Below are 13896 nucleotides of genomic sequence, written 5' to 3'. Positions count from 1 at the left end.
TTAGGGCGGAGGGGAGGGGAAGGGGGGGGGGGGTGGCGTACAGAAGGGGTAGAAACACGACCCGCTGTTTGCCCAAGGGCGGTATCGGTGCAATCTCGGCACGGATACGATGCGATCAGTAGGGCGGATCCATGTGGAGGCGCCGCATGTGGAGGGCAGGGCCATGCGATCGGTGAGCCGCACCGGACTGTTGGCCACAGGATTGGGCCTGGGAGCTGTCGGCGGTTTCGTCGGCAGTCTGCTCAGGGAGCGTAGTGCGCTGTCAGCCGCCCGTGGTGCGGCTGGCCACGGAAGTGAAGGACTGGCTTCATGGGGCGTCGGCTCGTACCGCTCACGCTGGACAACCTCCCGGACATCCCCAAGCGCTGCCGCGCCTGTGTCTTCTGGGAGCTCGATCCGGTCAGCGGCGAAGCAGCCGTAAGGGCTGGCCGGCCGGAGCTGGAGAAGGAGGCATGGATCTCCGCCGTGCTGCTGGAGTGGGGTTCCTGCGGCCGGGTGGTCTATGTCGATGAGGTCCCGGTGGGCTTTGTGCTGTACGCGCCTCCGGCGTATGTGCCGCGCTCCACGGCCTTCCCGACCAGTCCGGTCGCGGCGGATGCCGTCCAGCTGATGACGGCATGGCTGATGCCCGGATACCAGGGTCAGGGGCTGGGTCGGGTGATGGTACAGACCGTCGCCAAGGATCTGATCCGCCGGGGGTTCAAGGCGGTGGAGGCGTTCGGGGACGCCACCTGGAAGGAACCGGCGTGTGTGCTGCCCGCCGATCATCTGCTGGCCGTGGGCTTCAAGACCGTACGGCCGCATCCGCGCTACCCCCGGCTGAGGCTGGAGCTGAGGACGACGATCTCCTGGAAGGAGGATGTCGAGCTGGCGCTGGACCGGCTGCTCGGCGCCGTCCAGAAGGAGCCCGCGCTTCGGCCGCTGTAGCGGTTCCACGTGAAACACGAAGGGGCTGCCCCGATGGGCAGCCCCTTCGTGTATGAGGGCGACGCGTGGCGTGCTCAGCCGATGAAGTCCGACAGGTCGCGCTCGATGGCGGCCTTGGGCTTGGCGCCGACGATGGTCTTGGCGACCTCGCCGCCCTGGTACACATTGAGCGTCGGGATGGACATCACGCCGTACTTGGCGGCCGTCGCCGGGTTCTCGTCGATGTTGAGCTTGGCGATGACGATCTTGTCGGGGTGCTCGGCCGCGATGGCCTCCAGGGAGGGGGCGATCTGGCGGCACGGACCGCACCAGGCGGCCCAGAAGTCGACGAGTACCGGCTTGTCGCTCTTGAGGACCTTCTCCTCGAAGTCGGCGTCCGTCACGGTGACCGTGGCACCGGCCATGGCAATCTCCTTAGTGAGTTGGTGCAGAGGTGGGAAGCGGAGTCAGACGGTGGCGTCGCCCTGGCCCAGCGAGGCGAGGTACCGCTCGGCGTCCAGTGCCGCCGAGCAACCGGTGCCGGCCGCGGTGATCGCCTGACGGTAGGTGTGGTCCACGACATCGCCGGCGGCGAAGACACCGGGCAGGTTGGTCCGGGTGGTGGGCGCCTCCACCTTCAGGTATCCGTCGTCGTCCAGGGCCAGCTGGCCCTTGAACAGCTCGGTGCGCGGGTCGTGGCCGATCGCGATGAACAGCCCGGTGACCGGCAGCTCGGAGGTCTCGTCCTTCTTGACGTCGCGGATCGTGAGACCGGAGAGCTTGCCGTCGCCGTGGATCTCCTCGACCACGCTGTCCCAGATGAACGAGATCTTCGGGTCGGCGAAGGCCCGCTCCTGCATCGCCTTGCTGGCGCGCAGGGTGTCCCGGCGGTGGACCACCGTGACCGACTTGGCGAACCGCGACAGGAAGGTCGCCTCCTCCAGGGCCGTGTCACCGCCGCCGATGACGGCGATGTCCTGGTCCTTGAAGAAGAACCCGTCACAGGTGGCACACCAGGAGACACCGCGGCCGGAGAGCTCGTCCTCGCGCGGCAGCCCCAGCTTGCGGTGCTGAGAGCCGGTGGTCACGATGACGGTCTTGGCCCGGTGGACCGTACCGGCGGAGTCGGTGACGGTCTTGATCTGCTCGCTGAGGTCGACCGCGGTGACGTCGTCCGGAATGAGCTCGGCGCCGAAGCGCTCGGCCTGGGCCCGCATGTTGTCCATCAGGTCGGGGCCCATGATCCCGTCCCGGAAGCCCGGGAAGTTCTCCACATCGGTGGTGTTCATCAGGGCGCCACCCGCGGTCACGGAGCCTTCGAAGACCAGCGGCTTCAAGGAAGCGCGGGCGGTGTAGAGCGCGGCCGTATAGCCCGCGGGCCCGGAACCGATGATGATCACGTTGCGGACGTCGCTCACGGATGTCTTCCTTGTCTCTGCCGACTGCCGGACTGCTGACTGGGTGGGCGGCTCCGGGTTCCCCCGGAATTCCGCTGCCATCCCACCCAACGGATCCTACGGGTCAGGCATTCCCGAGCGCTGTCAGGCAGGGCCTCGGCGTGCGGAGTGCCTCAGTACCGCGGGTAGGTCCGGGTCACCAGGAGCTCCCCGGGAGTCGTCGGGGACGCGGAGACACAGGACGCGTCGATCACAAAGGCGTCGACGCGCGAGCTGTCGGAGGGGTGCGGGAGGACGACGATATAGGCGCTCTGGCCGTCGTAGGTGTCCTGCTGCGCCGCGAGAGCGGGCTCCTTGCGGCCGGTGCCGCTCTGTACGCAGGAGGGCACCTGAGGGTCGTCGTCGGCGCGCAGTGGCACATCGGGCGAGTTGCCCTGCCCGGTGACGCCGTTCGACGCGGTGGACTTCCGGTCGGCGAGCAGTTCGTGCACGCGGTCCTTGAGCGTGCCCGAGGAGAGGGTGGACTTCGCGGTGGAGCTCTGGCTGGCGTGCGCCTGGGGGTCGCTGTCGTTGTGGTCGCCGGAGGAGCCGCTCTGGAGGAAGAAGGATCCGATGCCGATCACCGCGGCGGCGCATGCGCCGCCGAGGACGGCCTTGCGCCAGCGGCGGGCGCGGCCGGGGCGGGTGCCGGGCCCGGTGGATCCTCGTCCAGGCCCGGTGGCCCCACGCGGGCGCCCGGCGGGCCGGTCCGCCGCGATGGACGGCTTGGCCGTGGGTTCCACGGTGTCGGAGTCGGGGTCGCTGGAGGCGGCATCGGCCGTTTCACGTGAAACAGGCGTGGGCGCGGCGTCCGGATCCGGAGTTTCACGTGAAACATCGCCCACGCGCTCGGGGGCGGTCGCGTCGAGAAGCGCTTCGGCGGCCAGTGCCGCGTCAATGCGGCCCGCGACGTCGGCGGGCATCCGTACCGGTCCTGGGAGCGTCCCGAGCAGGGAGCGGATCTCGTCCAGGGACTCCCATACGTCCGTACAGAGCACGCAGCTCGCGAGGTGAGTGCGCACATCGACGGCGCGGGACGGAGAGAGCAGACCCTCGGTGAGTGCGGAGATCTCCGCGACTTCAGGGTGCTCTTCCGTGTCCGTCGAGGATGTCACGCTCGCCCACCTCCGCCCTTCACGGCATCTGTGTCGTTCGGTCCTGCCGTCGGTGGGACGGACGTCCCCTGCGTCCGGTTCCTTCCCATGCCCGAGGGTGAGCTACCCCTCCCACTGGGGTGGAGATGTGAGAGGAGTGGCAGCAGTCGTGCGCGGCCCCGGGCGCAGCGGCTCTTCACGGTGCCGGTGGGAACGTCCAGGACCTTCGCCGCCTCCGCGACGGGGTAGCCCTGCATATCGACCAGCACCAGCGCCGCGCGCTGCTCGGGAGGGAGGGTGCGCAGCGCCTGGAGCAGTTCGCGGTGGAGATCGCCGCGCTCGGCGGGGGCGGCGGCCGACTCATGGGGTTCCAGGAGTTGCTCGAGCCGCTCGGTGTCGTCGACGGGGGAGGTGCGACGGGAGGCGGCCTTGCGGGCCCGGTCCAGACAGGCGTTGACCGTGATGCGGTGCAGCCACGTGGTCACGGCGGACTGGCCCCGGAACGTGTGGGCGGCGCGATAGGCGGAGACGAGCGCGTCCTGGACCGCGTCGGCCGCTTCCTCGCGGTCGCCGAGGGTGCGCAGCGCCACCGCCCAGAGTCTGTCGCGGTGGCGCCGCACTATCTCGCTGAAGGCGTCCGGGTCGCCGTCGACGTGCCGGGCGAGGAGCTCGCCGTCGCTCGCTCCGCCGATGGTGGCGTCGTCCAACGTTGAGCCCCCTGCCCGATCAGCCGGCTCAGCCGGTGAACTTCACTTCGGTGATGGCCTGCTTGTAGCCGGGGTCGCTGTACGTGTCACCGGGCGCTTGGGGCATCGCGGTCATCCACAGGACGACATACCGGGCCGATTCCGGGCGGTTCACGGTGAGCTTGGCCGTGGTGCCCGAGGTCGTGGTTGTTGCGAGCTTCCTCATGGAACTCAACGGCGCGGAGGAGGAAAGCGAGTCCGCCGCGTACAGCGACACCGTGGTGTGATCGCCCCCATACTTCAGCCCGAGGGTGGCCGTCTTGGGCTTGTGTCCCGCACCAAGGTCGTACACCAAGCCCACACCCTTCTTGAAGGCCGGGTTGAGATCGGGGCCTTCGTCGTAGCTCTTGCTGCGCCACACCGTGTCTGGGTCGTCGTCGTAGGTCAAGGGCACCTGATTGGTGTGCTGGGGATTCCCGTCGGGGTAGTACTCCGCGGCGCCCTGGATCTTCATCGGTTTGCTGCCAACCTTTGCGCCCTTGCCGTCGTCCTTCTCACTGGTGGACTTGCCCGGGCTGGACTTGTTCTCCTCCTTGAGGAGGGTGTCCGCGAGCTGCCAGCTGCCGAGGCCGAGAGCGGCGATCAGAAGGGCGGAGACGGTCCACTTGAGGGCCTTGCCCGTGCGGCTCTGGAGCGGCGGCGGAGGCGGCACGGGAGCGGCCGGAGGGGCCGGGTGCGCGGTGCCGCCGCGGTTCGGCTGCTGGCCGTACACACCCTGCTGGTACGTCGTGCGCTGGTACGCCGGGGAAGGGGTGAACGCGGGCTCCGGCGGCCGGATGCGCGGCATCGCCGCCACGGCCTTGGCCAGCTCCTCGGGGGTGGTGCAGGGCTGGTCCTGACGGGAGGCGGTGGCCCCGTCGTTGACCAGCGCGCGCATCGCGAGCTCGGACAGTCCGCGGTGCACTCCGGCACGGACCTGGTCGGGGGCGATCAGGCCCACGCCCTTGGGCAGCCCGGAGAGGCCGTAGGCATCGGCCTCGTACGGCCAGCGCTGAGTGAGCGCCGCGTACAGCAGCGCGCCGATCGCCTCGGTGTCGGTGCGCTGGGGGTGGTCGACGCTGATACCACGCAGGGCGGCCATGACGGCCAGTCCGCGGATGCGGTACTGACCGGACTCGGTGCGCAGTACGGAGCCGGGGTTCAGCCGCAGATGGGCCAGGCCCTCGCGGTGGGCGGCGGCCATGGCCTGGGAGACCTGGCTGACCAGTTGGTACGCGTCGTGCGGCTCGAGCGGCCCGGCGGCCAGCACGGCGGTGAGTTCGGTGGCGTCGGGAAGCCACTCATGGACGACATAGACGAGATCGTTCTCCTCGACGGCATCGAGGACCTGGACGAAGCGGGGATCGCCCAGCAGGGCCGCCGAACGGGCGGCGGCGAGCACCGACCTGGCACGCGGATGGTCCGCGGGCACGACGTGCACCCCGACGGCACGCCGCAGTTTCTCGTCCACGGCACGCCAACTGCTGAATCCGTCCAGACGGGTGACGCACTCCTCCAGACGGTAGCGTCTGGCCAGCTTGTGACCGCTGTGCAGTTCCAGGGGGTTCGTTTCGGCCGCGGCGCCCGTATCGTCGGTGACCGCGGCCTCTGTCCCCTTGCCGACCTTCTGTTTCGTCCCCGCCCCGTCGGCCGTGGCCTTACCCGCCTCGGCGGTCAGCGGCTCCTCTCCACCGCTGTCGGCCACGTCGACGGCAGCCGTGCTCCGTTCCGCCACCGTCGTTCCTGCCTCCCCATCCGTTGCGCCTACTCCGAGCCAAGACAATTGTGCCCACAGTCCGCCGCTATGCACGACACACGGTGGCGGACGATGGTTGTGCTCAATGATCAGCGTCCGAGTCGTCCGCGCACCATACCGACCATGGCCGTCAGCTCATCAACGCGCATCCGTTTCGCAGCAATGTAGAAGACCGCGATAAGAACGAGACCGCCGCCCAGCAAAGCCGCTACGGAGCCGACGACGCCCATTCCGAGGGTCTGCATGATGGTGTAGGCCGAGCCGCCGCCCAGGAGGGCGGCGGGGATGCTGGCGCCGACGAGGCGGGTGTAGGTGCGCACGACGCGGGGGCCGTCCAGATCGCCGCCCAGCCGGTTGCGCAGCCGCTTCCAGGCCACACCCACGCCGATGGCGTAGGCCAGGCCGTAGGCGGCCGCCATACCGGCGACGGCCCAGCGGGCGGGGAGCAGGAGATAGGCGAGCCCGGATCCGGCGGCGTTGACCGCTGCGACGATGACGGTGTTGTAGAAGGGCGTGCGGGTGTCCTCGTAGGCGTAGAAGCCACGGAGGACGACGTACTGCACGGAGAACGGAATGAGCCCGAGACCGAACGCCATGAGGATGTAGCCCATGGCTTGGGCCGTCTCGGTGCCCGAGGTCCCGAACAACAGGGTGCAGAGAGGGATGCCGAGCGCGATGAAGCCGAAGGCGAGGGGGACGATGGCGACGGCGGAGGTGCGCAGACCCTGCGAGATGTCGTCGCGGACCGCTCCGGGCTCGCCGTCGTGGGCCGCCCGCGAGAGCCTGGGCAGCAGAGCCGCCATTACCGAGACGGTGATGATGGCTTGGGGCATGTTCCAGATCAGCTGAGCGCTCGTGTAGCCGACGTAGCTCGCTCCTGGGTGTCCCCCGTTGTCGGCTTCCGTGCCGGCCGCGGTGGCGAGCTGGGTCACCACGATGTTGCCCGCCTGGTTGGCGAGCACGAACAGCACGGTCCACTTGGCCAGCTTGGCGGCCTTGCCGAGGCCGTGGCCGCGCCAGTCGAAGCGCGGCCGGAAGCGGAAACCAGCCGCCCGGAGGTAGGGGAACATCGACAGGGCCTGGACAGCGAGGCCGAGGAGTGTGCCGATGCCCAGCAGCCGGATGCCCTCCGGCGTAATGGTCGTGACACCCATGTTGGAGTTGCTGGAGGTGCCGAACACCCAGATGAAGAGGCCGAAAGTGGCGATGACGACAATGTTGTTGAGGACTGGGGTCCACATCATCGCACCGAACTTGCCCCGGGCGTTGAGGATCTGACCGACCACGACGTGCACACCCATGAAGAAGATGGTGGGTAGGCAGTAGCGGGCGAAGGTGACCGCCACCTCGTTGGAGGGGGGATCGCTGGCGATGTCTGCGGAGAGCATCCGGATCAGCGTCGGGGCCGCGAACACCGAAACCGCGACGAGGCTGCCGAGCGCGACCATCGTCAGCGTGAGCAGACGATTGGCGTAGGCAACTCCACCGTCGTCGTCCTCCTTCATCGCGCGCACGAGCTGCGGGACGAAGACCGAGTTCAGACCGCCGCCGACCGTGAGGAAGTAGATCATCGCGGGTAGCTGATAGGCGACCTGGTAAGCCTGGCCGAGGCTGGCGGCGCCGAGTCCCGCGACGATCACCATCTGACGGAGGAAGCCGGTCAGGCGGGAGACCAAGGTGCCCGCGGCCATCAGCGCGCTGGACTGGAGCAGACCGGCCGCCCGGCCCCCTGAGGGCTTCTTCGGCTCGGGCTCGGCCGTGGGGGCGGTCACCACCGGGGCGGCCACCGTGGGGGCGGCGGCCGTCGCGCCGGGGGGCTCGGATCTGGGCGGTCCGGGGAGCGGCGCCTGCCCCTGAGCGGGCGCCTGGCCCTGCGGGTAGTTCTGCGGCGGGCCCTGCGGGTAGCCCTGGCCCTGGCCGGACCGGGGCTCATAGGGCTGCTGATCGCGGTAGAGGTGCGCGAAGGCGTCCCGCTGCGGCTGCTCCCCCGCCCCGTAGGCGTCGCCGGCTCCCGGATAGCCCTGGCCCGCCTGATCGGCCGTGTACGGCTGCTGTACGGCGCCCTGGTGGCCGGCGGCGGCCTCGGGGGACCAGGCGCGCGGGTCGGGGCCCTGCGGCGCGGGGGGCTGCTGGTAGTACTGCTGCTGGTAGCCGTCCTGCTGCGGGGCGTGGGAGGAGCGCCGGTCGTACAGGGGGTCCGTCAGCGGATCGTGGGCGTACCGATCCTGCGTCGGATACGGGTAGGGCGTGAAGCTGCCCGTCGCGTACGAGTCGTCCAGGTAGGGATCCGGGGCGTAGTACTGCTGGCCGTACGACTGGCGTGGATCGGCCGGGGGCGCCTGCTGGGCGTCGCCCAGATACGGATCCCGCTGGTGCGGTTCCTGTCCGTAAGGGTCGTGGGGGCCGTGAGGGGACGGCTGTGGCGGCGGTGGCACTCGGCCATCACCGTCATACGGCGCGTTCATCGCTACCCCACCTCATCGTCCACTGCGGCCCACCGGCCCCGGCATTGCTCAATGGTCCACTTTCTCACCCGAGCCGGACGGGCCAGCGCTTTGCGATCCGGTGTCCGGCGCCGGGTCACTCGGCTGCTCGGGCACGAGGGCGTGTGCGGGGTCACACCGGTCGGTCTCCGGGGCCTCGCCGTCGTCCTCATCATCCTGCCCGTGCGCCTCCTCGGCGTCTTCCCCGTCCCCGCCGTCCTCACCGCTCCTGGCGGCCGCGCGCTTGCGCTGGACATAGATCCGGACACCGGCGAGGACCAGCAGCAGCACACCGCCGGCGATCACCAGAATCACGGTGGACGTGATTTCGGTGACATTCACCTCGAACAGCATCTCGTCGCCGTACGGCTGGCCGTCCGGTGTGTAGAGCTGCGCCGAGACCCACACCGGGCCGTTCGCGTTGGCCGTGGTGCCGAACTTCACGGACTGGCTGTGGCCGCCCTCCACATTGACCAGCTGGGGGTCGCTGACCTCCAGCCGGTTGCCCTGCTGGGAGCGCAGGACGAGCCGCAGGTCGACGCTCTGCACCAGGTTGTTCTGGACGGTCACCGGGACGGTCGCGCTGCGCCCGGAGAGGGTCATGTCCGTCTTCGGGACCAGGCGCACCTTCTTGGTGAGCCCGGAGAGATAGGTCTGCACATCGTGCCGGAAGCCGGTCGCGTTCTGCGCCTCGCTGCGCCACGAGGTCGACATCTCGCGCCTGATCGCGTTCCCGAAGGGGGTGACCACCCGGTATTTGGCGGTCAGGATCGGCTCGAAATTGTCCAGGGTCTTCTGGGTCTTCTGGATCCGGTCGAACGCCTCGGTGGGCAGCTCCCGTGCGCGCAGCGACCGGGGGTACGAGCGGGTGCTCGGCACCCGCTGGGTGGCGCTCGGGTCGGGCTTGGCCTTCGCGGCCTGTCCCAGGCTCAGCGGCTGCGTCCACTGCCCGGAGAGGCCCTCCATGGCCGCCGCCATCGCCTGCGCCTGGCTGGTGGTGGGCGTCCGCTGGGGGGCGACCACGATGCTGCGCTGCCTGTCCGGCGCCTGGAGGTTGATCATCTGGCTCTGGGCCAGGAAGCGCTGGATGGCGAGGGTGGAGTTCTCCGCCTTGGACATGTCGCCGGTGAAGGCCGTCGACAGCCGCGCGTCGGCGACCACCGCCGTGTTGCCGCCGCCGATCTGGCGGGCCGCGGTCGGGGTGTAGGAGAGCCCGCCGGTCTCGCGCAGGCTGTCGCTGCGGGCGATCACGTTGTGGGCGCCCGCGGAGGAGGCGACGTCCACGATCGAGGAGTCGACCGCGCCCTCGACGGGCCAGGCGAAGTCCGTGCGCGGCCGTACCCCGAGGATGGTCTCCACGGTCGTCGAGGCGAGCTCGGTGGAGCCCTGGAGGTGGCTGAGGGCGCCGGTGACGTTCTTACCGCGGTGGGCGAGCGAGGCGAGGTCGGGGTCGGCGAACGGCAGCGCGACCACCTGCTTGCCCTCCACGGCCTTCTGGAGGGCGTCCAGCCACTGCTTGGCGACGGTCTGGCCGCGGCCCGCCCTGGTCCCGTTGCCCGAGGGGTTTTGGACCTCGTACTTCTTGGTCATGGCGTCGACCGTGGCGAGCAGGTCGGGGTCGATCACCCAGGTGATGGGGAGGTTCTTCCCCAGGGCGACCATCTGCTGAAGCCGGCCGCCCGGGGCCAGCTCCTTGGTCAGGCGGTCGTCCCGGAAGATCGGGGTGCGGTCCTCGTCGTTGTCCGTGCGGGCGGTCACATGGGTGGCGGAGATCAGCGGCCACAGATAGGTGAGCTGGGACTTCTTCTGGGACGGGCCCGACTGCCAGGGCAGGAAGGTTCGCTCGATGCCCAGCACCTGCGGCCAGGGCTGATGGGAGGTGCCACCGGTGAGCGATACGCCGAGCTGATAGACGCCGTTCTCCCCCAGGTCCAGCTGATCCACCGGTATGGAGAGGGAGAAGTCGCGGCTGGTGCCGGCCGCCAGCTTGCCGATCTTCTTGGCGTATTTGCCGTCGAGCTCGGTGCCGTCGAGCCCCTCCGTATAGCCGGTGCGGTGGGCCGTGGTGTCGATCGCGCTGCGGCCGCTCATGGTCGGGCCGACACGGAGGCCCACCCGCGCCCCCGAGACGGTGCCCTTGGTGTCGTTGGTGACGGTGCCACTGACGGTGAGGGTGTCGCTCTTCTTCGGCGCGGTGGGGGTCAGTGAGGTGATGGAGACGTCCACCGATCGCGAGCCCGTGGCCTTGCTCTCGGCGTGGGCGGCGGGTGCCGCCGGAATCTGTGTCAGGCCCGCGAGCATCGGCGCCGCGGCCAGCAGGGCCGCCGTGCGCCGCAACCATCGCCGGGCACGAGCGGAAGTTGTCCCCCGGAGGTCTGCCGCATCGGCCACGCGCTCGCCCGTCCCTTGTCGTCAGTAGGTCGTCAGTGGTCGTCGCAATGTGCGTCCACGAAATGGTAACGATGCCCGCTGTGACGAAGTGCTGCGGACGGCTCCACAAGATCGTTACGCAGTGGTGGCCGCATTGGGGGTGGAGTCTCGGGGGCGCACGGCCACGTACCCTGTTCTGTTGTGCCGAACGCCAACAATGACAGCCGATCCCCGCAGTCGACCAACGAGCTCAGCCAGGTGCAGCGCCGCGCCGTGGGCGAACTCCTGCGGGTCTCTCCCGTTGCCGACGATCTTGCCCGTCGCTTCCAGCAGGCCGGTTTCCGCCTGGCCCTGGTCGGCGGCTCGGTACGGGACGCGCTGCTCGGCCGGCTCGGTAACGATCTGGATTTCACGACGGACGCGCGGCCGGATGAGGTACTGAAGATCGTACGGCCCTGGGCGGACGCGGTCTGGGACGTCGGCATCGCCTTCGGTACGGTCGGCTGCCGAAAGGGCATGTCGCCGGGAAGCGGGTCGGAGCAGAGCTTCCAGATCGAAATCACGACTTATCGGTCAGAAGCCTATGACCGGACATCTCGGAAGCCGGAGGTGTCCTACGGCGACTCCATCGAGGAGGACCTGGTCCGTCGGGACTTCACGGTCAACGCGATGGCGGTCGCCCTTCCGCAGAAGGAGTTCATCGACCCGCACCACGGTCTGGAGGACCTCGCCGCCCGGGTGCTGCGCACTCCGGGGACGCCCGAGGAGTCCTTCTCCGACGATCCGCTGCGGATGATGCGTGCCGCGCGCTTCGCCGCGCAGCTGGACTTCGAGGTGGCACCCGAGGTCGTCGCCGCGATGACGGCGATGGCCGAGCGCATCGACATCGTCTCGGCGGAGCGGGTGCGTGATGAGCTCAACAAGCTCGTCCTGGCCGATCACCCCCGCAAGGGGCTGCGGCTGCTGGTGGAGACAGGGCTCGCCGACCGCATCCTGCCGGAGCTCCCGGCGCTGCGCCTGGAGCGCGATGAGCACCACCGCCACAAGGATGTCTACGAGCACTCGCTGACGGTGCTGGACCAGGCCATCGACCTGGAGACCGAGGGCCCCGATCTGACGCTGCGGCTGGCCGCGCTGCTGCATGACATCGGCAAGCCCAAGACGCGCCGCTTCGAGAAGGACGGCCGGGTCTCCTTCCACCACCACGAGGTGGTGGGGGCCAAGATGACCAAGTACCGGATGACGAGGCTCAAGTACTCCAACGAGCTGATCAAGGATGTCTCCCGCCTGGTCGAGCTGCATCTGCGCTTCCACGGCTATGGCACGGGGGAATGGACCGACTCCGCGGTCCGCCGCTATGTCCGTGACGCCGGGCCGCTGCTGGACCGGCTGCACAAGCTGACCCGCTCGGACTGCACCACGCGCAATCGACGGAAGGCGGTGGCGCTCTCGCGTGCGTACGACGGCCTCGAGGAGCGCATCGCCCGGCTCCAGGAGCAGGAAGAACTGGATGCGATCCGCCCGGATCTGGACGGCAACGAGATCATGAAGATCCTCGGCATTCCCCCGGGGCCGCAGGTCGGCAAGGCGTACAAGCATCTGCTGGAGCTGCGGCTGGAGCACGGCCCCATGGATCGGGACACCGCGATCGCCGCGCTCCAGGAGTGGTGGGAAGCCCAGTCGGAGGGCTGAGCCCCTCACGTTTTGGGGCCCAGTCGGAGGACGGAGCCCCTCACGTTTCACGTGAAACATCGACCCGCTTGGCGCCCTGCCGGTCATGTTTCACGTGAAACCTCACCAGGGCCGCGGTGGCCGCGTAGAGCAACGCCACAGAGATCAGCAGTGCGGCCGATGTGCCGTCCGGTGGCAGTATCACCGCGGCGACCGCCGCGGCTCCCACGAAGGCGACATTGAACAGCACGTCGTAGAGGGAGAAGATCCGCCCGCGGAAGTCATCGGCGATGGCAGACTGCACCACGGTGTCGGTGGCGATCTTCGCGCCCTGGGTGATCAACCCGAGCACGAACGCGGCGATCAGCATGGGAGCGGGCTCGAAGGGCAGTCCGAGCCCCGGTTCCAGGAGGGCCGCGCTCCCCGCGCACACCATCACCCAGGAGAGTCGGCCGTCCGGCCGGGAGGGCGTACGGGCGGCGAGCCGGGCCACCGCCCATGGCGTGATCACCGCCGCCGCGAAGAAGCCCGCGCCCGAGACGCCGACGGCCAGCCCCAGCAGCGCCAGCCCCTGGGACTCGGTGTCGGCCCATGCGTAGCGGCAGAGCATCAGCACCGTCACCGTGAGCGCGCCGTAGCAGAAGCGCATCAGCGTCATCGCGGTCAGCGCCACGGTGGGATCCCGGCGCTCCAGCAGATGGCGTACGCCCGCGACCAGACCCCGTGCGGTGCTCATCAGGGCCGCCGAGAGACGGGGCTGAAGGGCCGCGGGATCCGGCCCCAGCAGACCCGGTGCCATCAGCAGGGCCGTGAGCCCGGCGATGAGATAGAGCACGGCGCCCACCAGGACGACCAGCGCGTCCGATGAGGTGCCTCCCGGGCCCGACAGCCGGACGATGAAGGCGAGGCTGCCGCCGGCCGTGGCGGCGAGCGTTCCGGCCGTGGGCGAGAGGGAGTTGGCCATGACCAGACGCTCCTGGCTGTCCACGACCCGGGGCAGGGCCGCCGAAAGACCGGCCAGTACGAAGCGGTTGACGGCCGTCACCGACAGGGCCGAGACATAGAAGAGCCACTCCGGCACCTGGCCCAGCACCAGTACGGCGGTTCCGGCGGCCAGTCCCGAGCGCAGCAGATTGCCGTAGAGCAGCACCTGCCGCCGGCGCCAGCGGTCCAGCAGCACCCCGGCGAAGGGACCGAGCAGGGAGTAGGGGAGCAGCAGGACGGCCATGGCGGAGGCGATGGCCGCGGCGGAGGTCTCCTTCTCCGGGGAGAAGACCACATAGGTGGCGAGCGCCACCTGATAGACGCCATCGGCCGACTGGGACAGCAGCCGGATGGCCAGAAGGCGGCGGAAGTCCCGCAGTTGCAGCAGTACGCGGAGATCACGCACAACAGGCATGGCGTCAGCCTCACACACCACACGGGCCTCCGGGTGTATTACCCGGAGGCCCGTGA

Annotated in this window: 10 protein-coding genes; 2 read left to right on the top strand and 8 right to left on the bottom strand. The window is 69.4% G+C overall.

Features of this window, described 5'->3' with window-relative positions:
• Nucleotides 1-309: 309 nt before the first annotated feature.
• Entirely contained in the window at nucleotides 310-927 is a 618-nt protein-coding gene (locus ACT2CW_RS03450; RefSeq protein WP_037954609.1) for a GNAT family N-acetyltransferase, read from the top strand.
• Nucleotides 928-1001: 74 nt separating this feature from the next.
• Here ACT2CW_RS03450 and trxA read toward each other — a convergent pair whose 3' ends face one another.
• The 7 genes from trxA to ACT2CW_RS03415 form a co-directional block, all read right to left on the bottom strand.
• Nucleotides 1002-1331, bottom strand: coding sequence for a thioredoxin (gene trxA / locus ACT2CW_RS03445; protein WP_069861217.1), 330 nt, complete (start codon nucleotides 1329-1331; stop codon nucleotides 1002-1004).
• Between the two features lie 42 nt (nucleotides 1332-1373).
• Nucleotides 1374-2324 carry a thioredoxin-disulfide reductase gene (gene trxB / locus ACT2CW_RS03440; protein ID WP_445515442.1) on the bottom strand — a complete coding sequence of 317 codons (951 nt, stop codon included), beginning with the start codon at nucleotides 2322-2324 and terminating at the stop codon, nucleotides 1374-1376.
• Between the two features lie 152 nt (nucleotides 2325-2476).
• Nucleotides 2477-3457, bottom strand: coding sequence for a hypothetical protein (locus ACT2CW_RS03435; protein WP_445515441.1), 981 nt, complete (start codon nucleotides 3455-3457; stop codon nucleotides 2477-2479).
• Nucleotides 3454-4143, bottom strand: a complete 690-nt coding sequence (gene sigM / locus ACT2CW_RS03430; RefSeq protein ID WP_037954618.1) for an RNA polymerase sigma factor SigM — start codon at nucleotides 4141-4143, stop codon at nucleotides 3454-3456. The genes ACT2CW_RS03435 and sigM overlap by 4 nt, the downstream gene beginning before the upstream one ends.
• A 28-nt stretch (nucleotides 4144-4171) precedes the next feature.
• Nucleotides 4172-5896: a protein kinase family protein gene (locus ACT2CW_RS03425; RefSeq protein ID WP_445515440.1), complete on the bottom strand. Its 1725-nt coding sequence runs from the start codon at nucleotides 5894-5896 to the stop codon at nucleotides 4172-4174.
• 110 nt (nucleotides 5897-6006) lie between these two features.
• Complete coding sequence (gene murJ, locus ACT2CW_RS03420; protein ID WP_445515439.1) at nucleotides 6007-8382, bottom strand: murein biosynthesis integral membrane protein MurJ; 2376 nt, start codon at nucleotides 8380-8382, stop codon at nucleotides 6007-6009.
• Between the two features lie 48 nt (nucleotides 8383-8430).
• The gene (locus ACT2CW_RS03415; RefSeq protein WP_445515438.1) at nucleotides 8431-10791 is read right to left on the bottom strand and encodes a DUF6049 family protein; all 2361 of its coding nucleotides are present in this window, start codon (nucleotides 10789-10791) and stop codon (nucleotides 8431-8433) included.
• A 180-nt stretch (nucleotides 10792-10971) separates the two neighbouring features.
• Between ACT2CW_RS03415 and ACT2CW_RS03410 the strand changes: the two genes are divergently transcribed.
• Nucleotides 10972-12462, top strand: coding sequence for a CCA tRNA nucleotidyltransferase (locus tag ACT2CW_RS03410; protein WP_445515437.1), 1491 nt, complete (start codon nucleotides 10972-10974; stop codon nucleotides 12460-12462).
• Between the two features lie 40 nt (nucleotides 12463-12502).
• Here ACT2CW_RS03410 and ACT2CW_RS03405 read toward each other — a convergent pair whose 3' ends face one another.
• Entirely contained in the window at nucleotides 12503-13840 is a 1338-nt protein-coding gene (locus tag ACT2CW_RS03405) for an MFS transporter (RefSeq protein ID WP_445515436.1), read from the bottom strand.
• Nucleotides 13841-13896 lie beyond the last annotated feature (56 nt).

It is taken from the genome of Streptomyces sp. NEAU-174, assembly GCF_052665095.1.
The sequence above is the reverse complement of the archived record's forward strand: the minus strand, read 5'-3'. Positions and strand labels throughout refer to the sequence as shown.